This window comes from Ureibacillus endophyticus, from assembly GCF_003628435.1.
GTDB classification, from domain to species: domain Bacteria; phylum Bacillota; class Bacilli; order Bacillales_A; family Planococcaceae; genus Ureibacillus; species Ureibacillus endophyticus.
The window spans coordinates 23,054-46,967 of the sequence record NZ_RBZN01000027.1 but is presented as its reverse complement, the minus strand read 5'-3'; the positions used below and the strand labels follow the sequence as shown (position 1 = coordinate 46,967).

Sequence of the window (23,914 nt, the reverse complement as noted above, 5' to 3'; positions counted from 1 at the left end):
CCGAATGGAGAAAAGGTTAAAATTGGTATTTGGCGAGGGTTATTTAGTGTGCCTACTTTTTCCTCTTCGCCCTCAAAAACAAGGCGCAACCTTTTCGGAATGTTTGTCAAGAGCGATTGTCCCCTCGTTCGGAGAGTACTTATCGCCTAATACTTTGTGATTTTCAGTTTTTCATAGAAGTTTTTACACTACCTTCAAATCTTTCCTTTTTATATTTTATGATGTTATGTATTTTATTAACAGTGTAAAGTGGCCGTCTAAAAAAAGAGAGTTACTTTTTGCGACGGGGATGGTGGGATATTGGTGCGACCACCGCAAGTAAAATTAATCCAGAATAAAAAAGTGCCCAAAAAGTTTAACTTTTTGGACACCTCATAAAAAAGAGAATAAACTCCTTTAGCATTCTCCTCGTTCGCGAGCAGCTGCTTCATCTTTAATTTCTTCACGTAAACCTCTAACAGCTTCTTTACGTCTTTTATTTTTCGCTTCTATTTTTGCTCTCTCTTCAGGTCCCGCAAAAGCGGCAGTTTCTTCTGCGGCTTCAATATTTTCTAATGTATTTTGAACCATACTTTGTAATTTTTCTACGTTATCTGAACGATCATCTGGTTTTGCATTTCTGCGACGAGCCATAATAACATCCTCCCCTAAAGATATAATTATTACGGTCTTTAGTGTGGATGGTACAACTAATAATATACTAAAAAAAGCCCTTCCATTAAAAGGTAGGGCTTTTTTACGAGGGTTATTCTTCTTCTTTAATTTGTTCAAATTGAATTGCTGTAATATGAACATTTACTTCGTTTGTATTAATGGACGTCATATTATAAATTGCTTGACGAATTGAACTTTGAATATCTTTTGCTACTTTCGGAATAGAAAAACCGTATTTTACAGAACAATAAACATCTATCGCAATTTGTCCATCTTCAGAAATTGTTGCTTTCACACCTTTTGAATGAACCTTTTTACCAAAGCGTTCAGCTACGCCAGATGCAAAATTTCCCCGTGTCGCCGCAACGCCATCTACTTCTGTTGTTGCGATACCTGCAATTACTTCAATTACTTCAGGGGCTACTTCTATTTGACCAAGTTCTTCTTTTCCAGAAGGAGTTGGTTGTACGAAAGCTTTTGTTACTTTCTCAGCCATCTTCTTCATCCTCTCCCACTTTGTAAAACTTTTAGTAGTGACACATTTTACAAAGACTTCTATTTGTTTTCATTATACCATTTTTCATATTATCGTTGTTATCAAAGCTATAATATTATTTACTTTTTTACTCTATTTCCAAACATCAGCCAACAATTGATATGAACGTCTTCTTTTTTCTTGATCATAAATTGCACTATTTATGATAATTTCATCTACTTCACGTTCACTTATTAACTGTTCAAGTTTTTTCTTAACCGTTTGCGGTGAGCCAAAGAAAGTATATTTTAATTGTTGAAGTACTGTTTGTTTTTCGTGTGTTGTCCAAAGACTTTCCATTTCACGAGGAGGTTTTGTTTTCCCTTTTTTTCCTTGAATCATTCCTAAAAATTGTTGGAAAAGTGTACTTGCTAAAAATTCACCTTCTTCATCTGTCTCCCCCACCATTGCATTGATGGCAATCATGACATAAGGTTTCTCTAATACATCAGATGGTACGAAATTTCGTTTATATGTATTTATCGCATCATCTAATAACTCTGGAGAAAAATGACTAGCATATGAATAAGGTAAGCCTAATTTCCCTGCTAATTGAGCACTATATAAACTAGATCCTAACAACCATATAGGAATATTTAATCCTCTCCCAGGTACTGCAATAACTGGTCGATCAACATCTTCAAAATACTCCATAAGCTCTTCTACTAAACGATCAAATTCGTAGGCGCCACGTTCATCACGTCTTAAAGCTCTTGCAGTTAACATATCAGATCCTGGTGCTCTTCCTAGACCTAAATCAATTCGCCCAGGATACATTGACTCTAACGTACCGAATTGTTCGGCTATCACTAACGGAGAATGGTTAGGTAACATGATTCCACCTGCACCAACACGAATTGTTGATGTTGCTGCCGCTAAATATCCAATTAAAACAGAAGTCGCTGAGCTAGCAATCCCTTGCATATTATGATGTTCCGCTACCCAATAACGATGATAGCCGAGTTGTTCGACATGTTGAATTAAATCCCTACTATTTTGAAAAGATTGTTCAATTGTTTGTCCTTCTAAAACAGGAGCTAAATCTAATACTGATAATTTTGGTAACAAAGTTTGTCCACTCCCTTCTATTTTTAAGTATAAGACGATTTCTCATTTCATTCATTTATTTGCACTTATATATTCGAAAAATCGCATTTTGATAAAAAAAAGAGATTTTCTCAAAAGTATGAGAAAATCTCTTAAAAAGTTTTATTTTGTTACTGCTTCTTTTTTCACGTTTAAAATATCGTTTTCTTCAAGGAATTTCGTATTGAATTTACCTGATTGGAAAACTTCATTATTCATTAAAGCTTGGTGGAATGGAATTGTTGTGTTAATTCCAGGTCCTGAAACTTCGAATTCACTTAATGCACGGTTCATTCTTGCAATTGCTTCCTCACGAGTATCAGCGTGAACAATTAGTTTTGCAACCATTGAATCGTAGAATGGAGGAATTGTATAGCCAGCATATACTGCTGAGTCAATACGTACACCATAACCACCTGGAGTCACATAAGTGTCTACTGTACCAGCTGAAGGCATGAAGTTTTTGTATGCATTTTCTGCATTAATACGACATTCAATTGCCCAACCGTTAATTTTAATATCTTCTTGTGCGAATGGTAATTTCTCACCTGAAGCAATTTTTAATTGTTGTTGAACTAAGTCAACACCAGTAATCATTTCTGTAACTGGGTGTTCTACTTGGATACGAGTGTTCATTTCCATGAAGTAGAATTTGTCAGCTTGGTAGTCGTAAATAAACTCAATTGTACCTGCACCTTCGTAGTCACATGCTTGAGCAGCTTTAACTGCCGCAGCGCCCATTTCAGCACGACGTTCAGGAGATAATGCTGGAGATGGAGCTTCTTCAACAAGTTTTTGCATACGACGTTGTACCGTACAATCACGTTCACCTAAATGAACTACATTGCCATGGCTATCTGCTAGTACTTGAATTTCACAGTGACGGAAGAATTCAATGAATTTTTCTAAGTATACGCCTGGGTTACCAAATGCTGCAGCAGCCTCTTTTTGCGTAATTTCGATACCTTTCACTAACTCTTCTTCTGTACGAGCAACACGGATACCTTTACCGCCACCGCCTGCAGTAGCTTTAATAATTACTGGGTAACCAATTTCGCTTGCCCATTTTTTACCTGTTTCAATATCTGGAACAATGCCTGTCCCTGGAACAAGTGGTACACCAGCTTCTTCCATTGTAGAACGTGCAACGTCTTTAATCCCCATGATTTTAATTGAATCAGAAGAAGGACCGATAAATTTAATACCAGCATTTTCACAAGCTTCAGCAAAGTCTGCGTTTTCAGCTAAGAAACCGTAACCTGGGTGAATACCATCAACACCAGTTTTTTGTGCTACACCTAATACTGCTGGGAAACTTAAATAAGAATCCTTTGATAATTTTGGTCCGATGCAGTAAGCTTCATCTGCTAATTTTACATGAAGTGCTTCCGCGTCAGCTTCAGAATATACTGCTACAGTTTGGATACCTAGTTCTTTACATGCACGAATGATACGTACTGCAATTTCACCACGGTTTGCGATTAATACTTTTTTCATGATAGAAGCTCCCCTTACTCAGGTTTCACTAAGAATAGTGGTTGACCGTATTCTACTAGTTGACCGTCTTTCACTAGTATTTCTACAATTTCACCTTTAATTTCTGCTTCGATTTCGTTGAATAATTTCATTGCTTCTACGATACATACAATTGTTTCTTCTCCAACTTTATCTCCAACTTTTACATAAGCAGGAGCATCTGGTGATGGAGCTTGATAGAAAGTTCCTACCATTGGAGAAGTAATTTTATGTAAAGATGCATCATCAGCAACTGGTGCAGCAGCTTTAGGCTCTTCTACTTTTTCTTCAGCTTTTGGAGCTACTGGAGCTGGTGCTGGAGCCGCTGCCACTGTACCTTGTTGTACAACAGGAGCTGCTTCTTTCTTAGGAGCAACAACTTCAGTTACTACACCATTACTTTTTTTCAATTTAATTTTAGCACCATCGTTTTCATAAACGAATTCATCGATTGATGAGCCATCCACTAATTTGATAATTTCTCTTAATTCTTGTACTTTAAACATTTGTGTGTACACCCCTTAGGTTTTTAAATTAATTACAAAACCTATTTTATAATTTTTTTTGAACTTTTGAAACAAATAATTTTAATTTTATAAATTTTACGTAAAAAACAGTGCTTTCGTTGCGTAAACGAAAGCACTGCGTAATTTCTGTTATATAACATTATTATATCAATAAACTATTAATTGTAATAATTTGATGAAACACTTACTGATACATCACTTATATCTTCCAACTCAGAGCGTACGATAAAGATAATTTCATTCGCCTGTTGTTTTGAAATTTCATCTGATAATACAGTAACAGCTACTTTCTCATCTTCAACTCGTACTAACGCATCAGAATAACCAAGCGACTCAATTAACATTTCAAGCATTGCTTCAGACGATTCTTGTTCAATTAATGCATTCATTTCATTAAATGCTTCATTTTTCTCCTCAGCTGTGTACTGATCTGAAGCAATTTTTTGAGTAAGCTGCTCTCTTATTTTACTACGTTCGTTACTTTTTTCCATACGCATTTCATCAAATAAATAACTTTCTGAAGTCGTTGTTGTAATTTCTTTGTCATCTACACTTGTTAAAGTTGTTTCTTGTAATGTGTCATCTGTAAAGATTGTTAACAGATCCACATCACGATTAGGTTCAAATACATAGTAAACTGAAATCACAGCCGCTAAACTCAAAAGCGTTAATAACCATACTGTTCTTCTTTTTACTTTCATTGTTCATCTCCTTTACTCTCCATCGGTACAATCATAATTCTGTGAGTAGGCATTTGCATTACTCGACTGATAGTTTCTAAAAGTTTCTGTTGAATGCTTGGGTCAGACGCCCCTTCGGATACAACGAGCAATCCTGATACACTTGGCTTTTTACTTGTTGAACTAAAATCTAGTAAACTATCTCCAGATGTTTTTGTCGTATTTTCATCATAATGGAAGTAAACCTTAACTTGTCCAACACCTTGAATTTGGCTTAATGTTTGTTCAAGTTTTCCTTCAGCTGTTGATGTATCATACTGCTCACCCTTTGGATCATTAAACGTTACAGAAATGTACGCAATGAACACTATTAATGCAATCGGAATAAAGATTAATTTTTGCTTTGTCCATTTCTTTTCCACCTCACCTCTAACGAGCGCCCCCCTTCCATTCAAGACGCCTAATCAATAGGCGTTTATATAATTAAATGTTTTGTTCAGTAAGTTAAGTAATACAGTCTGTATGGGGTTGCACTGAACAAAGTTTCATGTTTCAACACATTGTATGAAGCTAGTCCCAACAGTATGAATTAAAGTTTAAGAAAATCTAACATTGTTGTAATAAAAATTAGCAGTGTTGCTAGTTTTACATAGACAAGAACATCTTTTTCATCAGCTAAGAGCAATAAACATTTTCCTATTAGAATAATCGCAATGAGTTTGATCAAAAACTTTTCCCCACCCCTAGTTGCATAATGACCATTAGAATTAACCAGATAAATACAAAGGCAATGCCTAGAAGAATTGCAACTGCACAAAGTAGTAATAATGATTTTCCAACATCGTCTAATAGCCCGCTAATGGTTCCACCCGTAAACGGTTCAACAATTGCAGCTAAAAACTTAAAAGTCAATGCATGAATTAATAGTTTTCCTGCTGGGAAAAAAGCGGCAATCCAAAAAGCGGTCATAGCACTAAAGCCTGCTACAGTTGTCGCAGTGGATTGATATTTCTGAAAGATTGAAAATCCTTCAACAATCAGTGAACCAACAATTGGTATTGTTTGTTCAATTACTTTTTTCGCTGGACTTGCAATTGCTTGGTCAATTGTGAAGAAAGCTACACCAGTAAATGATAGAACCGTTACCATAGCAATTAATAAAGCCGTAATCATTGTCATGACGGAGCCGCGAATTAAATCCGACGCTTTCGAAAAACTAATATCTTGAATAAACCTTGTACAAAAATCAAGCACCAGCGCCACAGTGACAGCAGGGATTAAAATATTTTTACAAAGTAACATTAGCATTTCGAATATAAAGAGGATTACCGGACTCCATGCAATAAATGAAAACACCGAATTTAAAACTACTAATAAAGACGTTAATATTGGTGTAACTCCTAAAAAGAAATCTGAAGCAACGTTGACCAATTGTCCCATTAATGAAAATGAATCCATCACCGTTTGTCCGAGTGTTAGTATGAGTACAATAATAAATAACGTGTCAGCCCATTTTTTAAATTTGGGGATAAACGCTTCGAGTACTAAAAATAGTATGGTGTAAGTCATTACTAGAATGATAGATTGTCCAGCTAATTTTAGTGGATCGATAAAAACATTAAGTAGATCATTCATTGTCAAAGCCCCTTACTGAAGCTTTTCTAAAATTGACGAGAAATTCGAAAGTACTTTTGCAAATTCGCTAGTCCAATAAAATAGTAGTACAATTCGTACCGAAAACATCACGAGTTCACCAAATGTTTCGTATTCCTCTTCATCAAATAATGATTGAAAAAACAATCCTATCTGATAAAAAAGTGCAGAGTACACAAGCTGGGTTACATAGGGCACTGATGAAACATATGAAAGAAGCTGCTCTACGAATGGAATGGCGAGCACCGACAGTAAGAAATATAGTAGTACGAAAAAGAAAATGATAACAAATAGTCCGTGTAGTTTATGGATCGTTTCTTTAATGAATATTAGAAGTAAAATTAGGATTACGGCATACATTAAATAGTTCATAGGGTACCTAGCTTAAATTGAGCCATTGGAAGAATGTCAAGATATCGTCAAAGAAAAGCCGTAAAAATCTTATTAGTTCTGCAGTTATATATAGGTATGCAATAAAAAATAGAAAAAATGAAAATTCCTTTTTGCCGATTTGCTCAAAGAAAACATGAAGTAAAGCAATGATGAGCCCTACCCCAGCTACTCGCAAAACGTCCGATAACTCCATTACGACGCCTCCTTGTGTAAGGCAATATATGAGCTTGTTCAACTAAATAGACCTGTCCAAACTAAAAAAGCCATCTATTTTTTTAGATGACTGGTTAATAGTTAAATTCTAGAATACGAGCGCTTCATAGTTATTAACTTTTAAAATAATATTTTCTAAATACGCAAAAAATAAAAACAGTAATAAACAAAATTTGTTTATCACTGTTTTTAATAGTATTATGCACGAGATACGTATGATCCGTCAGTTGTATTGATAATAAGTTTATCCCCTTCATTAACGAAGAATGGAACTTGAACAACTAGTCCTGTTTCCATTGTAGCTGGTTTAGAACCACCTGAAGCAGTATCACCTTTAATACCAGGTTCAGTTTCTTTAACTTCAAGAACTACTGTATTTGGTAATTCTACACCTAGCATTTCACCTTGGAATGATTGAATATAAACTTCCATATTTTCAAGAAGATATTTTAATTCATCTTCAATTTGAGCACTTGCTAATTCTGTTTGTTCGTAAGATTCCATGTCCATGAACACGTGAGAATCACCTTGTGCATATAAATATTGCATTTTACGGTTATCAATTTGAGCTTTTTCTACTTTCTCACCAGCACGGAATGTTTTTTCTGTTACGTTACCGTTACGTAAGTTACGTAATTTTGAGCGTACAAATGCCGCACCTTTACCTGGTTTAACGTGTTGGAAATCTAAAACACGATATAACTGGCCGTCAATCATAATTGTTAAACCAGTACGAAAATCGTTTACTGAAATCATGAGTTTTCCTCCATTACAAAATAATTAATTCCTTTTTCGAATGCGTTAATTTTTCATTACCTGTTTCTGTGATTAAAACATCGTCTTCAATACGTACTCCACCGATTCCTGGTAAATAAATGCCTGGTTCAATTGTCACAACCATATTTGGTTCTAAAACCGTTTCAGAACGCGATGAAAGTGCTGGTCCTTCATGTACTTCTAAACCGATACCGTGACCAGTAGAATGTCCAAATGCTTCGCCATAACCTTTGGAAGTTAGGTAATCACGAGCAATGGCATCCGCTTCGATTCCAGTCATACCAGGTCCAACTTTTTCTAAAGCAAGCAGTTGAGACTGTAATACAGTATTGTACATTTCAATCAATTGGTCAGACGGTTGCCCAACTGCAATTGTACGAGTTATATCAGAGACATAGCCATTGTATAATGCACCGAAATCAAGGGTTACAAAATCACCTTTTTCTATCGTCTTGTTTGTTGCAACACCATGTGGAAGAGCGCTACGCACACCACTTGCAACGATAGTGTCAAAAGATGACGCCTGTGCACCTTGTTTACGCATGAAAAATTCCAATTCATTCGACACTTCAAGCTCAGTTTTTCCTGGCTTAATAAACTCTAAAATGTGAGTAAATGCTTGATCTGCAATTTCACATGCAACCTTAATAATATTAATCTCTTGTTCGTTCTTTATCAAGCGAATTTTTTCAATTAACCCAGAAAGAGGTACTAAGTTAGCTTTTAATAAGGACTTATAATTTTCATAAACCCCGTATGTCATAGTATCTTTCTCAAAACCTAACGTTTTAATCCCCATTTTTTCAACTTGATTTGCTACTTCTTTAAACAGAATACCTTCGTGTTGGACAATTCGGTAATTTTGTACTTGTTTTTTTGCCTGCTCTGTATAGCGGAAATCTGTAATAAAAACTGCATCATTTTGAGAAACAATTGCTACTCCTGCTGTTCCTGTAAAACCTGTCATATAGCGGCGGTTATATTGATTTGTAATTAAAATCGCATCAACATTTTCGTCAATCAACGCTTTACGTAATTTTTCAAGTTTAATCATAAAAAACATCCCCTTTTTATTGTTGTAAAAACTTTCTTAGGGCTAATTCATACCCGAATGTCCCCAACCCTGTAATTTGACCAACACATTCTGCTGCAAGTTTCGATTCATGTCGAAATTCTTCACGTTTATGTATATTGGATATATGTACTTCTATAACGGGGACATTTATAGCAGCAATGGCATCACGTAAGGCGATACTAGTGTGAGTATAGGCACCGGGATTAAAAACGATGCCATCCACCCCACTATCCTCCGCTTCATGAAGCCAGTCGATCAACTCGCCTTCATGATTTGATTGTTTAAATTCTAGATTTGCGTTAAATTGTGCAGCTAGAGTAACACATTTATTTTTTACATCTTCTAACGTTTCACTGCCGTAAATTTCAGGCTCCCTTTTGCCTAATCTATTTAAATTCGGACCGTTTAATACTAATAGATTCATAGCGTGATTCTCCTTTTTTAACGAAAATTACCACCTTTTTTTATTTTATCACAGAGTCTTTATACGGCAACTTATTTCGTTCTCCATGCGCTCTGTAATGATACGCAGCAGTTTCGAAAACAAATCGTGCTGTAATAATAACTACTACCATAAACGGAATCGATAATTTTTTAAATGATGATAGTTCTGCAGGTAAATCAAAAATAACCCATTCAACAATAAGAGCTAATACTGCACCGATTACGAGAGACGTGAAAAAATGCGGTACAAGGGCTACATATTGCATGATAAAATATAAAATGAGGGTAATAAGGAAAATCATAATGATTAAAAATAGCCATTTAATCGACCAATGATTGTGAACTAATATCCCCCATTCCTTTGTGTAACCAACAGGACTCCATTTAATAAAATGAAATAGTGATAAAAGTTTTAATGACAATGTCAGAAAAAGAGCAGCAAAAACACTCGTGGTTACTGCTAAGTAAATCATTTTCAACACCTCTTTTTCCATAAGTTTCGCCATTAACAAAATTCATTATACGCTTGGGTAGAGGTTTTGGAGAAAATTTAGTACAATAGTATAGTTACAAGTTTTATATTTTGAGAGAGTGGTGTACATAAATTGAGTAATCAAGCACCTGTTTATGGTGGACAAGCACTTTTAGAAGGTGTAATGTTCGGAGGAAAAGACCATACAGTTACAGCTGTACGTAGAAATGATCAATCGATCGAATATTATTATGCTAAAAAACCCCAAAAACCGATTTTTCAAAAGTTAAAGAAATTCCCATTCATTCGCGGTGTAGTTGCGTTAATCGAATCATCTGGTTTAGGTGCAAAACATTTACAATTCGCAAGTGAACGTTATGACATGGATCCCGGTGAAGAAGAGGAATCTGAAGGTGAAATGTCAAAACTTCAAATGATATTAGGTGTAGCAGTAGTTGGGGTTATTTCATTTTTATTTGGAAAATTCGTCTTTACATTGGTACCTGTATTTTTAGCAGAATTATTTTCTCCATGGGTAACAGGTAAATATCCACAAATATTTTTAGAGACTGGCTTCAAACTAATTTTACTACTTGCTTATTTATATATTATCTCCATGACACCACTAATTAAAAGGGTTTTTCAATATCATGGAGCTGAACATAAAGTTATTAATTGTTACGAAAACGGGCTGGAACTAACAGTCGAAAATGTTCAAAAACAATCTCGTTTACATTATCGTTGCGGATCAAGTTTTATTTTATTCACTGTAATCATTGGTATGTTTGTGTACTTCTTCTTTCCAACAGATCCATTATGGTTACGTTTAGTCATTCGAATATTATTAATTCCTGTTGTACTTGGTATTTCCTTTGAAGTACTTCAGATTACAAATGCATTTAGAGAAATTCCAGTATTAAAGTATCTTGGTTATCCAGGTTTATGGCTTCAATTATTAACTACAAAAGAACCAAAAGATGAAATGGTAGAAGTAGCTATTGCCTCATTCAACAAATTGCATGAAGTTGAAAAAAATCCAGAAGTGGCAATGGAATTACATCACGACTAAAAATAAAGTAACAGGGACTCATGAATGACGATGAGTTCCTGTTTTTATTTATGCTAAATGCTAAGTTGATTTTTGCACGGTAAAACACTATTCCCTTATAAATCATAAAATACCTAATACTGAACAAATGCAATAAAAATGGGGTGATACAAAAGTCAAAACTTTATGGCCACCCCGCTTTTCCTTGCTCAATATCTCTTATTTAGATAAATAAATTGCTTTTCCTATATAAATAAATTGCTAGATTTAGATCTAATTTATTTTTACTTTTAGTTAAATCCACGTTTAATAAGTTTTCTATTTTCTTTAATCTATATATCAGCGTGTTTTTATGAATATGAAGGTCATTAGCAATTTCTTGTAATGAGCTATTACTATTTAGCCACTTTTCAAGATTTAATAGCAATTCTTCATCTTTTATTATTGGTTTAATTGTGCGCTCAATAAAAGTTTGAATTTTATATTCATCAATATCGGACAACAATAATTCAATCGTTAAGTCTTCTTCAAAGATTAGCTCTACACCCTCTGAAATAGCAGTTGACAAGGCGATAAGTGATTTTTTATAGGACTCATGTAAATTATAAAAATCTTCGCAATTTCCAACACCAATATGAAGTTCTGTCTTATATCTTGTTTCTATATTTTTTATTAAGGTTAACAGCCCATTTTTCAATTGTTCTCTAGAAACTTTAGGAATAAGCATTATTAATTTATCAAAACTCCATTGCGCCATTCGTAGCTTTGGATGAATGGTTTGAACACTTAATAAAAAATCAATTTCATGATATTCAAACCTACGATCAACCTTTACGATTACAATTCGGTTATAAACTTCAGGGTCAATACCCATAACTTCAATTCTCTGGGCCAATATGTCCTTTTCGACTCTACTATTCAATAAATCTAACAGTAAAAACTCAAACATTCTTGCATCGCGTTCTTTTTCTTGTCGGGCAAGAAAATCTTCAACGAACAATTCCGTGATTCTTTGAACAAGTTTCCCATATTTTTCAATTTCTGAAGGTTCCCCAGTAACACCAATTACCCCGATTGGTGTGTCTTCAATGATTAAGGGCATTACCATTCCTTCTCGAACACCTTTTAGCGTTTTCGACAATTCATATGTCATGATTGTGACTTCTTTATTTTTCATTGCAAGAAGAGAACCTTCATGAAACTGATTAATTCGGGCAACTTCAGTACTAGCAATGATAAACCCATTATGATCAATTATTACGACATCCTGATCAATTAATTTCTTTAATTCTTCTACAATTTTTGTACCAATCTTCTGTAAATCAAACATCATTTTCCCCTTAAAAATAGTAGTTATCATCATTGCTAGTTCTTCTATTAGACAACCCTATGTACTTGTTCATAAACTAACTCTACTATGTGCACTGCTCTCATTTTACTAGATAAACCTTCTTTGGCAATGCCAGCTTTCATCTGCATTAAACATCCTGGGTTAGAAGTAACAAGTATGGATGGGTTCACTTCTTTGACGTAGCCCATCTTCGTATTTAAAATATTACTTGCCATCTTAGGCTGTAATAGATTGTATATACCTGCAGAACCACAACAACTATCTGCTTTTTTCATTTCTCTATATTGTATACCAGGTAAGTTTTCCAAAATCCTTCTTGGTTGCTCGAAAACTTTGTTCACATTTCGTAAGTGACATGAATCTTGATACGTTGCAATTACTTTTGACTCTGATAAAGGTAGCGACTTTAAATAATCAATTATTCCCAAGTTAATTAGTAAGGAAGAAATATCAATTAGTTTGTTACTGAAACGTCTCGCTTTTTCAGCAAAGTCAGGATTGTCATGTAAATGTTTTTCATATTCTGACAAAAACGCACCACAACCACCAGCATTATTAACAATATAGTCAAAATCATCACTATCAAAGGCTTGTACATTAATCTTTACATTATTTAAACCTTTTTCTAGCTCTCCACTATGGCCATGTAAAGCACCACAACATTGTTGCTCTTTTGGAATCATTACTTCTGCCCCAAGTAATTTTAATAATTGAACGGTTTTATCATTAATTTCTTGAAAAAGTGATTCCATTAAACAACCAGTAAAAAATGCCACTTTTATTGTTGATGGCTTCACAGGAGTAAGTTCTTCTACTTTTCTCGGTACTTCTGGCAATGCTTTTTCCATCTCATTTAAAAATGGTGGGAATAACTTGAGGAAACCTATTTTTCTAGTAACCTTTTGTAAACCTGACTTTTGATAGAAGTGAACTAATTTTACTACCTTATTTAAATCTTTCTTTTCTGCAAATAAGTGATTAAAGGTAATATTTCGAACTGTTTTCTCTAATCGCTTTTGTGGTTTTACTTCTTGAATCGCTTCTTTTGTTTGCTCAATTAATGCACCATACTGTACTCCAGCAGGACATGCAGGTTCACAAGCACGACACCCTAAACAAAGGTTAAAAGATTCTTCAATGGATGTATCCCATTCCACTTTCCCTTCTCTAATTGCCTTCATTAATGCAATTCTTCCACGTGGTGATTGGGCTTCATCTTGTTCTGTATGAAGATACGTAGGGCAAGAAGATAAGCAAAAACCACATCTCATACAATCAAGTAATAACGCTTCATCTACATGTTGTTCAAATGATTCTCTCATAAGTAATTTAACGGACACTTTGTAACACCACTCTCTTTTTTGTTTCCTTTGCAAATACTTTACCTGGATTCATGATGTTGTTCGGATCAAAAGCTTTTTTAATTCCTTTCATAATATTTAATCCTGCTTCTCCAATCTTCCATTCGAGATATGGTGCTTTCATTTCCCCAACTCCATGCTCTCCAGTAATTGTGCCTCCAAGCAATAAAGCTTCTTCAAAGATTTCACTAAATGCTAATTCAACTCGATTTAATTCATCTTGGTCACGAACATCTGTTACACATGTAGGATGCAAATTCCCATCCCCCGCGTGACCAAAAGTAGCAATCGAAAGGTTATATTTTTTTGCGATTTCGTCAATTTTATTTACCATTTTTGCAATTTCAGATCGAGGTACAGTTGCATCCTCTAAAATCGTTGTTGGTCTCAATCTCGATAATGCAGATAAAGCGACACGTCGAGCTGTTTTTAACTTATCCGCTTCCGCTTCGTCATTTGCTATCTTTGTGAAAATTGCTCCATTCTCATTAGCAATTCTTGTCATTTCATTTACGTCATGTTCTACTGCAGCAAGGTCTCCATCTTGCTCAAAAATGAGCATCGCCTCAACTTCAGTAGATAAACCTATCTTCATAAATTGCTCAACTGCTTCGATTGTTTTTTTATCAAGAAATTCTAGGGTAACAGGAATAATTTTATTGGCTATAATGCTTGATACTGTTTTGGCACTAGCCTCTAAAGAATTGAAATAGGCAATTCCAGTCATTTTCGTCTTTGGTAATGGTACAAGCTTTAAAATGATTTCTGTGATGACAGCTAGTGTACCTTCTGAACCTACTAATAAAGCAGTTAAATCATACCCTGCTACATCCTTTGCTAATTTTCCTCCCGTTTTTAGTATCTCTCCGTTCGGCAATACTGCTGTAAGCCCTTTCACATAATCCTTTGTGACACCATATTTGAGCCCGCGCAATCCCCCAGAATTCTCACAAATATTCCCACCAATCGTTGAAATTTTCATCGAACTAGGATCTGGCGGATAAAAAAGATTTTCTTTTTCCACAAAGCTACAAATATCAGCAGTAATGACACCAGGTTGAACAGTGATCGTTAGATTTTCTTTATCGAAATCTACTATTTTATTCATATGATTAAATAGCAGTACGACACCACCACTATTCGGAACAGTACCAGCTGCTAAATTCGAACCCGATCCTCTTGGAACAATCGGAATCTTATGCTCATTACAAATCTTCACAATTTCAGATACTTCCTCAGTGTTTCTAGGAGACAGAACACAGTCAGGTAAAGCTTGATAGTTTGCAGTTGCATCATATGAATAAGCTAGTAACTGCGCAGTTGTCATTTTCACATTTTTCTCACCAACTATATTTATAAATTCTTGTATGATGTGTTGATCCATTACATTCACCTCAATTGAATATCATTTTAATAATTTTATAATTTAGAAAACTCAAATTATATGTACGGTTATGCTAAAAAAATAAGAATTTAACATAAATTTTTGTACTATATGCACAAAAAAGGACACTTGATATTCTCACCCTTCTCTAACCCATGTTCTTCTTTAGACATTTAGACATTAAAAAACACCCTTTTAGACGAATTTAATCTAAAAGGATGTTTTAAATGAGATTATTTTAAGTTTTCACTAATTTTTTATAAACCACATTTTAGTTGTGCTCCACAACCTGTACATGTGTTACAGCCACCTAATTCTTCAACAGTACCTTGTCGACAAACCGGACAAGTATTCCCTACTTCTGAACCGATTGTCACATTCGTAGATGTTAGTGGAGCAATTGTATCAACCAATACAACTGGCTTTTCCTTCACTTTTTCTTCCAATACTTCTTCAAATGCTAATTGCTCATCATGTGAAGATTCAGCTTTTAATGTCAGTACTTGTGAATCACGGCTGCCATCAACGTAAACCGTACCGCCCTTCGCTCCACCTTTGTATAAGCGTTCATATACTTTTTGAACTTGCTCAACAGTGTAACCCTTTGGAGCGTTCACGGTTTTAGAAATTGAAGAGTCTACCCAACGTTGAATTACACATTGTACATCCGCATGAGCTTCAGGCGTTAATTCCATAGAAGAAATGAACCAGTGTGGTAAATTGTTTTCATCTGCATCTGGATGCGCTTTTAAGTATTCTTGTACAATTTCAGCTTTCACTTCAATAAACTTACCTAATCGACCTGAACGGTAATATACGAAGGAGAAATAAGGTTCTAAACCAGTAGCAACACCCACCATTGTACCAGTTGATCCAGTAGGTGCAACCGTTAATAAATGAGAGTTACGAATACCGTTTTCTAGTACTCCTTGGCGAACATGTTCAGGCATTTGTTGCATATATCCTGTATTCACAAAGGCTTGTCTTAAACGATTAGTTTCTTCCTCTGTTTCACCTTGTAAGAATGGGAAGCTTCCGCGTTCTTTTCCAAGTTCAATAGAAGATTCATACGCTGTGACAGCAATTGTTTCAAAGATTTTATCAACTAACTCATTACCTTCTTGTGAACCATATTCTTTTTCACAATAAATAAGCAAATCTGCTAAGCCCATAACGCCAAGACCAACACGACGTTCTCCTAAGGCTTGCTTACGATTTTCCTCTAAGAAATAAGGTGTTGCATTAATAACGTTATCTTGCATACGTACACCAATTCTTACAGTTTCTTTCAATGATTCGAAATCAACAGTTTTTGACTCTTTTTGAGCAAATTGAGCTAAGTTAACAGCTGCTAAATTACATACTGAAAACGGCGCAAGTGGCTGTTCTCCACATGGATTTGTTGCTACAACCTTTTGCCCGTAAGCACGTGCATTTGTCATGTCATTCGCATTATCAATGAAGAAAATACCAGGTTCTGCGGCATAAGTTGCACAAATATTAATTAAATTCCAAAGTTCTCGAGCTTTAATTTTACGATATGTGCGTACTCTGTAACCTAGAGCTTCCCATTCACGAACATCCCCTACTTCATGCCACTTTTCGTTATAAATGGCCATTTCTTCAGGAGTATAGTTTGCAACATCTGGGAAACGTAGTTCGTACTCCTCATCATTTTCGACTGCTGCCATAAATTCTTTTGTTAAAGTAACTGAAATATTTGCACCAGTTAAAAATTCTGGATTGTGAACACTATATGTTCCACCATCACGAAGTTTCGATTCGGCATCCTTAATAATTGCTTCACTGAAACCACCAAGGCCAGGTATATTTTTATAATTTACAATACCTTGGTACATCGCTTCTTCTTGCTGTGTTAATGGCTTAAATTTCAGCTTTTCTTGAGCTAAGCGGGTAATAAGCTCATCTTCTGTATTTTCAATTAAATAGCGAAGAATACGTGGATTTTGCATTTTTGAAATAATAAATTCAACGATATCTGGGTGCCAATCTGCCAACATAATCATTTGTGCTCCACGTCTTGAACCACCTTGCTCTACAAGATGTGTTAACTTAGCAATATCGTCAAGCCATGATACTGAACCACTAGATTTTCCATTTACACCGCGTGCAAGTGTGTTACGAGGGCGTAATGTAGAACCATTTGTACCTACTCCTCCACCACGACTCATAATTTCCATAACTTGTTTACGATGATCACTTATCCCTTCACGGCTATCAGGGACAAAAGGCATAACATAACAGTTAAAGAATGTTACATCTGTTTGTGAACCAGCTCCGTACAACACTCGTCCAGCAGGGATAAATTTCAATGAAACAAGTTGCTCATAGAATTTATTAAACCATTTTTCTCTATTTTCATCTGTTTCTTCAACAGAAGCTAACCCTGTTGCATTACGTTTTGCGATTTGTTCATAAAAAACTTCTAGAGGCTTTTCAATAACGTCTAAGGACCTTACAATAATGCCTGTATTTTGTTCTTTAGAATCATCTAGTACGTGACGGTATTCTTCCTCGATTAAAATTTCAGCTTTCTTTGCTTCAAAATCAATTGAGCGAATAAACCCTAATCCACGTGCAGGAAATTTTGGATCTTCCTTAATAGTTAATACTACAAAATCTCCAGGCTTTAATGTCTTCTTTTCTGTATCCTTAAACGAATAGCGGTCAATCATCACCAATCTTGACACGCCTTTATGAGTTATATGCATGTCCTTTGTAATTGGATGAACTTGGGGGAAATTCTCGATGTCTTTATTAAGTTGCTCTATGAGGATGGTTGTTTGTGTTTCATTTACCATTACCATCTGCCAGCCTCCTTGCTATTAATACATCTAGTATGATTTACACTTAATAACCACACAATATATTGTGCTTATATCAAAACAATCACACTAGATGTTGTATTATTTATATTCACTAGAAAAGATTACCGCATAAAAATTATCAATGCAAGGGGTTGATTTTTTTAAATTTGTATAAAACGTTGAGAATACATGACTTTCAATGAAAAAATATTTTTTCAGCTTAAACAAAACGTATGTTCTATATACTATTTTCTATAATTCCACTCATCAGTCAAGTATTTTTTTTCTTCTAATTTTCTAACATACTCTAATTGCTCAGAAGTTAATTCATAAGGAACTAATTCAATATCTAGTGCCTCTTCAAAACCATCTCTGAAAGCATCAATACATTGTGAAATCGTAATTTTTTTAGATGTTAATTGATTAATTGCAACTGCTTTTTCAGGTAATTTTTTTCGCATTCTTTCCTTAACTTTGTCAGAAGAAAACTTAAATACAGATAATAGTTTTTCTTCATCTAGTTCTAATAAAATGGCACCGTGCTGTAAAATGACACCTTTTTGTCTTGTTTGCGCACTTCCAGCTACTTTTTTACCCTCAACAACAAGTTCATACCAACTTGGAGCATCAAAACAAACTGCGCTTTTTGGACTTTTTAAATCAGCACGTTTTTCTTCTGTATCTGGAACGCTAAAATAAGCTTCTAAGCCAAGGTTTTGGAAACCAACTAGTAAACCTTCACTTAACACTCGATAAGCTTCTGTAACGGTTGCAGGCATATTAGGATATTGTTCTGTGACGATTATGCTATAAGTTAATTCATGTTCATGTAAAACAGCCCGTCCACCAGTTGGTCGTCTAACAAAACCAAGATTTTGAGCTTTTACTGCATCTAAATCGATATCCTTTTCTGCACTTTGGAAATAGCCAATCGATAAAGTTGCTGGATTCCATTCATAAAATCTAATTACAGGTGGAATTTCCCCCTTACTATGGAAGTCTAGTAATGCTTCATCTAAAGCCATGTTATATGAAGGACGACATGGTCCAGAATTTATAAAATACCATTTTGCTTTCATCATTTCATCTCCTCACAATAAATATCATTTTATCAAACCCATTGGACTATCGCTACTTTCTCTTTTATAATAGTAAATGGAGAAAGAAAGGAGAAATTTAGTAGTGGAAGTACTTTATACAATCGCTATCATACTTGGTTTAATAATCGTGTATGTCTTAGTAAACATGTTAAGATTAAAAAAAGCAGTAACAAATCTAACTCAAGAAGAATTCATTCAAGGCTATCGCAAGGCGCAATTAATCGATGTACGAGAGACAAAAGAATTTGATGCTGGACATATTTTAGGTGCACGTAATGTTCCATCTACACAATTACGCCAACGATACAAAGAAATTAGACCAGATCTACCTGTTTATTTGTATTGTCAGAATTCAGGTCGAAGTGCACGTGCTGCATTATTCTTAAAGAAAAAAGGTTACAATCAGCTTTACCAACTTCAAGGTGGATTTAAAACTTGGACTGGTAAAGTGAAAACAAAAGCATAACTAATTTTTCACTAAACTGTAAAAATTTCAGTTACAATACTATCTTAAAATAATTGGGATGCCATTCTTTAGGGGCATCCCATTTTTAATATATTTTTAGACTTTTTCCCTATTATCTTTTAGAAAAAAATAGTTTCTTCCTATATAAATAGTCACTATTAAATTAAAATAATTTTTTGATTTCCACTAATATAATCATTTCAACCATCCACGCACACCATAAAAAACGTCTCACTATAGTGAGACGCTTCAAAATATTAAGCTTCTACTTTTGTATAACGAAGCACTGGTGTACGTGCAGCACGTGTTTCATCTAATCTGCTTACGACAGTTGTGTGAGGTGCTTCTTGTACAATTGCAGGGTTTTCTTCTGTTTCTTTTGCGATTTGAATCATAACATCACAAAATGCATCTAACGTTTCTTTTGACTCTGTTTCTGTAGGTTCAATCATCATTCCTTCTTCCACGTTTAATGGGAAGTAAATTGTAGGTGGATGATAACCGAAGTCAAGTAATCGTTTTGCAATATCTAATGTACGAACCCCTAATTTCTTTTGACGGCGTCCAGATAACACAAATTCATGTTTACAATGACGGTTATATGGAAGATCGAAATAAGGTTCTAAACGACGCATCATGTAGTTTGCGTTTAATACAGCATATTCTGTTACTGATTTTAACCCTTCTGGACCCATTGTGCGAATATAAGTATAAGCACGAACGTTAATTCCAAAGTTACCGTAATAAGGTTTTACACGGCCAATTGATTGTGGACGATCGTAATCGAAATGGAATGTTCCATCTTCTTTTTTCACTAATACTGGTTTTGGTAAGAATGGAATTAAATCCGCTTTAACCCCTACAGGACCAGAACCAGGACCTCCACCACCGTGAGGACCAGTAAATGTTTTGTGTAAGTTTAAGTGAACACAATCGAAGCCCATGTCTCCAGGACGAGCCTTTGACATAACCGCATTTAAGTTTGCTCCATCATAGTATACTTTCCCACCTACACTATGAATAATTTCAGCCATTTCAAGAATGTTTTCTTCAAATAAACCTAATGTATTTGGGTTTGTTAACATTAATGCAGCAGTATCTTCTCCAACTACACGACGTAAATCCTCTAAGTCTACTAATCCGTCTTCATTTGACTTAACTGTAATTGTTTCAAAACCAGCTACAGCTGCAGAAGCAGGGTTTGTTCCGTGAGCAGAGTCTGGTACGATTACTTTGTTTCGATGTCCTTCACCATTTGCTTCATGGAACGCACGAATCATCATCAATGCTGTCCATTCACCATGAGCACCCGCTGCTGGTTGTAAAGTTACTTCATCCATACCTGTAATTTCAACTAAAGAGGTTTGTAACTCATATAGTAATTCCATAGCACCTTGTACAGTTGATTCATCTTGTAGTGGATGTATATTAGCAAATCCAGAAAGTCTAGCAACGTTTTCATTAATTTTTGGATTATATTTCATTGTACACGAACCAAGTGGATAGAAACCTGAATCTACACCATGGTTACGGCGTGAAAGTGCAGTATAGTGACGCATAATATCAAGCTCTGAAACTTCTGGAAGTTCGGCAGCTTCTTCACGAACATATCCTTCTGGTAAAAGTTCAGCAAGATCGAAATCAGGTACATCGATTTCAGGTAAACTATAACCTACACGTCCCTCTTTCGATAATTCAAAAATAAGAGATTGGTTTTCGTTAAGCATTGTAAGCCCCCATTTCTGCAACTAATGTTTCGATTTCCTCTTTTGTACGTAATTCTGTCACAGCAATTAACGCATGATTTTCTAATTCCGGATAAACGCGACCTAAATCGAAACCACCGATAATACCTTTTTCTAGTAATTTGTTATTAATTTCACTAACAGGTTTATTTGTTTTCACAACGATCTCGTTAAAGTGAGAACCTTGGAAAGGAACAACAAATCCAGCATTTTCAAAGGCATTTTTTGCAAATCTTGTTTTTACAATATTTTGCTTCGCCATTTCTTGTACGCCTTGTTTACCAAGAGCTGTCATAGCAACAGATGCTGCAAGTGCAAGTAATGCTTGGTTTGAACAAATATTAGAAGTAGCTTTCTCACGACGAATATGTTGCTCACGAGCTTGTAATGTTAATACATATCCACGGCGTCCTTCGTGGTCAACTGTTTCACCAACTAAGCGACCAGGCACTTTACGCATTAATTTTGAAGTTGTTGCAAAATATCCACAGTACGGACCTCCGAAACTTTCAGGAATACCAAACGGTTGTGCATCCCCAGTTACGATATCTGCGCCTAATTTGCCAGGTGGTGTTAATACGCCAAGAGCAAGAGGATTTGCCGAAACGATGAATAATCCTTTCACATCATGAGTTAATTCACCAATCGTCTTAATATCTTCAATTTGACCGAAGAAGTTAGGATATTGAACTAATACTGCTGCAGTCTGGTCGTCTAGTAGACCTTTCAACGCTTCGATATCCGTTACACCATCTTTTGATGGAACTGTAACGACTTCAATTGATTGACCATATGCATATGTAGCAACAACGTCTCTATATTCTGGGTGAATTGCATCAGATACTAAGAGTTTTTTACGGCGTGTATGTCCAGCAGCAAGCATACCTGCTTCTGCTAAAGATGTACCACCATCGTACATAGATGAGTTTGCTAAATCCATTCCAGTAAGCTCTGCAATCATAGTTTGGAATTCAAAGATAGCTTGTAGCTCACCTTGTGAAATTTCTGGTTGATATGGTGTATAAGCTGTATAAAATTCTGAACGAGAAATTACATGATCTACGATAATCGGTTTGTAATGGTTATAGATACCAGCACCTAAGAACGATACATGAGATTCTGTATCACTATTTTTTGATGCTAATTGCTTTAACTCTTTAAGAAGAGCAGATTCTGACTTTGCCTCTGGAATATTATATAACCCTTTAAAGCGAACACTTTCTGGAATATCCGAAAATAGTTCATCTACACTTTGTACACCAATTGTCTCTAACATTTCTTTTTGATCTGTTTCCGTCATTGGAAGATAACGATGTGCCATGGAATTACCCTCTTTTCCTATTTTTTTGAACGTTTATAAAAAGGTGTAGCAACCGTTTTAGCTTTTACCTTTTTATTACGAATTTCGATTTCTAACTCTGTATCTAATTCTGTGAATTTTGAGTCAATTAAAGCTAAACCGATATTGCGTTTCGTTAAAGGAGATTGAGTACCAGTTGTTACCTCTCCAATTTCTACGCCGTCTTTAAATACTTTATAACCATGTCGAGGAATACCTTTATCAATCATTTCAACCCCAACAATCTTGCGTTTTAATCCAGCTTCTTTTTGAGCAATAAGAGCTTCTTTCCCGATAAAGTCACTTTCTTTTTGTAGTTTCACAACGAAACCAATTCCTGCTTCAAGTGGTGAAATATCTTGAGATAACTCTTGACCATATAGTGGTAGACAAGCCTCAAATCGTAATGTATCTCGTGCACCTAACCCAGCTGGAACAACACCTTTATCTTTTCCAACTTCTAAGATTTTTGTCCAAAGTTTTACAATGGCAGCTGGTTCCCCATATAGTTCGAAACCATCTTCACCTGTGTAACCTGTGCGAGAAACTAAAACTTTCTGACCTGCTACATCAACATCATTAATAAATTTGAAAGATTTAATTTCAGATAAATTTGTTTCTGTTAATTGTTGTAATACTTCTTCAGCAAGTGGTCCTTGAAGTGCAATTTGAGCATATTCGTTGGATTTGTTTGTTACTGTTACATCACCTTCAATGTGACGCTTCATCCATTCAAAATCTTTTTCAATATTTGCTGCATTTACGCATAATAAATATTTATTTTCTTGCAAGTAATAAACAAGAAGGTCGTCAACTACACCACCATTTTCATAGCACATTGCATTGTACTGAGCTCCACCAAACGGTATTTTTGAAATATCATTGGATAATAATTTTTGTAAGTAAGTAGTAGCATCTTTACCTTCAACAAAAATTTCACCCATATGTGAAACATCAAATAATCCAGCACGGTTTCTTACAGCATCATGCTCTTCTTTAATAGATGAAAATTGTACAGGTAACTCCCATCCACCAAAATCAATCGTTTTACCGCCATATTTTGCATACTCTTCAAAAAGCGGAGTTCTTTTTAACTGGTTTGACATGCGATTTCCTCCTCATTACATTACATAAAAACAAGCAAATTCATTTATACAATACATTAACATTAAGATTCGGGATTTTCTGCAATAATTATAGGAATATAACTAAAAAAGGACAGAAGAATCCCTTTAATCTTTTAGGATTCCTCTGTCCTTGCACCTGAA

The 23,914-nt window shown here is 35.2% G+C and carries 25 protein-coding genes; 3 read left to right on the top strand and 22 right to left on the bottom strand.

The features are described 5' to 3' along the window. Window positions 1-396 precede the first annotated feature (396 nt). The 9 genes from tlp to D8M03_RS11350 all read right to left on the bottom strand — a co-directional run bounded on the left by tlp (window position 397) and on the right by D8M03_RS11350 (window position 6,632). Window positions 397-633, bottom strand: a complete 237-nt coding sequence (gene tlp / locus D8M03_RS11385; protein ID WP_121214901.1) for a small acid-soluble spore protein Tlp — start codon at window positions 631-633, stop codon at window positions 397-399. Window positions 634-745: 112 nt separating this feature from the next. Continuing rightward, complete coding sequence (locus D8M03_RS11380; protein WP_121214900.1) at window positions 746-1,150, bottom strand: Asp23/Gls24 family envelope stress response protein; 405 nt, start codon at window positions 1,148-1,150, stop codon at window positions 746-748. 132 nt (window positions 1,151-1,282) lie between these two features. After that, on the bottom strand, window positions 1,283-2,257 hold the full coding sequence (locus D8M03_RS11375) for an LLM class flavin-dependent oxidoreductase (protein WP_121214899.1): 975 nt from the start codon (window positions 2,255-2,257) through the stop codon (window positions 1,283-1,285). Window positions 2,258-2,398: 141 nt separating this feature from the next. After that, window positions 2,399-3,772: an acetyl-CoA carboxylase biotin carboxylase subunit gene (accC, locus tag D8M03_RS11370; RefSeq protein ID WP_121214898.1), complete on the bottom strand. Its 1,374-nt coding sequence runs from the start codon at window positions 3,770-3,772 to the stop codon at window positions 2,399-2,401. Window positions 3,773-3,786: 14 nt separating this feature from the next. Then, window positions 3,787-4,296: an acetyl-CoA carboxylase biotin carboxyl carrier protein gene (gene accB, locus D8M03_RS11365; protein ID WP_121214897.1), complete on the bottom strand. Its 510-nt coding sequence runs from the start codon at window positions 4,294-4,296 to the stop codon at window positions 3,787-3,789. A gap of 179 nt (window positions 4,297-4,475) precedes the next feature. After that, complete coding sequence (locus tag D8M03_RS11360; protein WP_121214896.1) at window positions 4,476-5,018, bottom strand: SpoIIIAH-like family protein; 543 nt, start codon at window positions 5,016-5,018, stop codon at window positions 4,476-4,478. Further along, the gene (locus D8M03_RS11355; protein ID WP_121214895.1) at window positions 5,015-5,419 is read right to left on the bottom strand and encodes a hypothetical protein; all 405 of its coding nucleotides are present in this window, start codon (window positions 5,417-5,419) and stop codon (window positions 5,015-5,017) included. The genes D8M03_RS11360 and D8M03_RS11355 overlap by 4 nt, the downstream gene beginning before the upstream one ends. Window positions 5,420-5,586: 167 nt before the next feature. Next, a complete protein-coding gene (locus D8M03_RS17730) occupies window positions 5,587-5,724 on the bottom strand; it encodes a hypothetical protein (RefSeq protein ID WP_161946751.1) in 138 nt (45 codons plus the stop codon). Beyond that, entirely contained in the window at window positions 5,721-6,632 is a 912-nt protein-coding gene (locus D8M03_RS11350) for a stage III sporulation protein AE (RefSeq protein WP_121214894.1), read from the bottom strand. The genes D8M03_RS17730 and D8M03_RS11350 overlap by 4 nt, the downstream gene beginning before the upstream one ends. Window positions 6,633-6,754: 122 nt before the next feature. Between D8M03_RS11350 and D8M03_RS11345 the strand changes: the two genes are divergently transcribed. After that, window positions 6,755-6,934 carry a hypothetical protein gene (locus D8M03_RS11345; RefSeq protein ID WP_121214893.1) on the top strand — a complete coding sequence of 60 codons (180 nt, stop codon included), beginning with the start codon at window positions 6,755-6,757 and terminating at the stop codon, window positions 6,932-6,934. Window positions 6,935-7,029: 95 nt separating this feature from the next. Here the strand turns inward: D8M03_RS11345 and D8M03_RS11340 are convergent, their stop codons facing one another. The 5 genes from D8M03_RS11340 to D8M03_RS11320 all read right to left on the bottom strand — a co-directional run bounded on the left by D8M03_RS11340 (window position 7,030) and on the right by D8M03_RS11320 (window position 10,025). Beyond that, complete coding sequence (locus D8M03_RS11340; RefSeq protein ID WP_121214892.1) at window positions 7,030-7,236, bottom strand: stage III sporulation protein AC; 207 nt, start codon at window positions 7,234-7,236, stop codon at window positions 7,030-7,032. A 218-nt stretch (window positions 7,237-7,454) separates the two neighbouring features. Further along, entirely contained in the window at window positions 7,455-8,012 is a 558-nt protein-coding gene (efp, locus tag D8M03_RS11335; RefSeq protein WP_121214891.1) for an elongation factor P, read from the bottom strand. A gap of 13 nt (window positions 8,013-8,025) precedes the next feature. Continuing rightward, entirely contained in the window at window positions 8,026-9,087 is a 1,062-nt protein-coding gene (locus D8M03_RS11330) for a M24 family metallopeptidase (protein ID WP_121214890.1), read from the bottom strand. A 16-nt stretch (window positions 9,088-9,103) separates the two neighbouring features. Continuing rightward, on the bottom strand, window positions 9,104-9,532 hold the full coding sequence (aroQ, locus tag D8M03_RS11325) for a type II 3-dehydroquinate dehydratase (protein ID WP_121214889.1): 429 nt from the start codon (window positions 9,530-9,532) through the stop codon (window positions 9,104-9,106). A 40-nt stretch (window positions 9,533-9,572) separates the two neighbouring features. Continuing rightward, window positions 9,573-10,025, bottom strand: a complete 453-nt coding sequence (locus D8M03_RS11320; protein ID WP_121214888.1) for a hypothetical protein — start codon at window positions 10,023-10,025, stop codon at window positions 9,573-9,575. Window positions 10,026-10,208: 183 nt separating this feature from the next. Here D8M03_RS11320 and D8M03_RS11315 point away from each other — a divergent pair, with 183 nt between their 5' ends. Then, the gene (locus tag D8M03_RS11315) at window positions 10,209-11,093 is read left to right on the top strand and encodes a DUF1385 domain-containing protein (RefSeq protein ID WP_414674158.1); all 885 of its coding nucleotides are present in this window, start codon (window positions 10,209-10,211) and stop codon (window positions 11,091-11,093) included. Window positions 11,094-11,295: 202 nt separating this feature from the next. On the opposite strand, the gene D8M03_RS11310 is transcribed toward D8M03_RS11315, so the two are convergent. From D8M03_RS11310 to D8M03_RS11290, 5 genes are all read right to left on the bottom strand, one after another. After that, complete coding sequence (locus D8M03_RS11310; protein ID WP_121214886.1) at window positions 11,296-12,435, bottom strand: CdaR family transcriptional regulator; 1,140 nt, start codon at window positions 12,433-12,435, stop codon at window positions 11,296-11,298. A 14-nt stretch (window positions 12,436-12,449) separates the two neighbouring features. After that, window positions 12,450-13,763 (bottom strand): (Fe-S)-binding protein, encoded by a 1,314-nt coding sequence (locus D8M03_RS11305; protein WP_342768809.1) that lies wholly within the window; start codon window positions 13,761-13,763, stop codon window positions 12,450-12,452. Then, window positions 13,753-15,168, bottom strand: a complete 1,416-nt coding sequence (locus D8M03_RS11300) for an FAD-linked oxidase C-terminal domain-containing protein (protein ID WP_121214885.1) — start codon at window positions 15,166-15,168, stop codon at window positions 13,753-13,755. The genes D8M03_RS11305 and D8M03_RS11300 overlap by 11 nt, the downstream gene beginning before the upstream one ends. 257 nt (window positions 15,169-15,425) lie before the next feature. Then, on the bottom strand, window positions 15,426-17,996 hold the full coding sequence (locus tag D8M03_RS11295; RefSeq protein ID WP_121214884.1) for a vitamin B12-dependent ribonucleotide reductase: 2,571 nt from the start codon (window positions 17,994-17,996) through the stop codon (window positions 15,426-15,428). Between the two features lie 245 nt (window positions 17,997-18,241). Further along, window positions 18,242-19,078, bottom strand: coding sequence for a lipoate--protein ligase family protein (locus D8M03_RS11290; protein ID WP_121214883.1), 837 nt, complete (start codon window positions 19,076-19,078; stop codon window positions 18,242-18,244). Between the two features lie 100 nt (window positions 19,079-19,178). On the opposite strand from D8M03_RS11290, the gene D8M03_RS11285 reads away from it, so the two are divergent. Beyond that, window positions 19,179-19,562 (top strand): rhodanese-like domain-containing protein, encoded by a 384-nt coding sequence (locus D8M03_RS11285; protein ID WP_121214882.1) that lies wholly within the window; start codon window positions 19,179-19,181, stop codon window positions 19,560-19,562. A gap of 257 nt (window positions 19,563-19,819) precedes the next feature. Here the strand turns inward: D8M03_RS11285 and gcvPB are convergent, their stop codons facing one another. Genes gcvPB through gcvT form a run of 3 tightly spaced genes read right to left on the bottom strand, consistent with a single transcriptional unit; the run spans window position 19,820 to window position 23,752 of the window. Beyond that, a complete protein-coding gene (gcvPB, locus tag D8M03_RS11280) occupies window positions 19,820-21,289 on the bottom strand; it encodes an aminomethyl-transferring glycine dehydrogenase subunit GcvPB (RefSeq protein WP_121214881.1) in 1,470 nt (489 codons plus the stop codon). Then, entirely contained in the window at window positions 21,282-22,628 is a 1,347-nt protein-coding gene (gene gcvPA, locus D8M03_RS11275) for an aminomethyl-transferring glycine dehydrogenase subunit GcvPA (protein ID WP_121214880.1), read from the bottom strand. Before gcvPA ends, gcvPB begins: the two co-directional genes overlap by 8 nt. Window positions 22,629-22,645: 17 nt before the next feature. Further along, entirely contained in the window at window positions 22,646-23,752 is a 1,107-nt protein-coding gene (gene gcvT / locus D8M03_RS11270) for a glycine cleavage system aminomethyltransferase GcvT (RefSeq protein WP_121214879.1), read from the bottom strand. Window positions 23,753-23,914 lie beyond the last annotated feature (162 nt).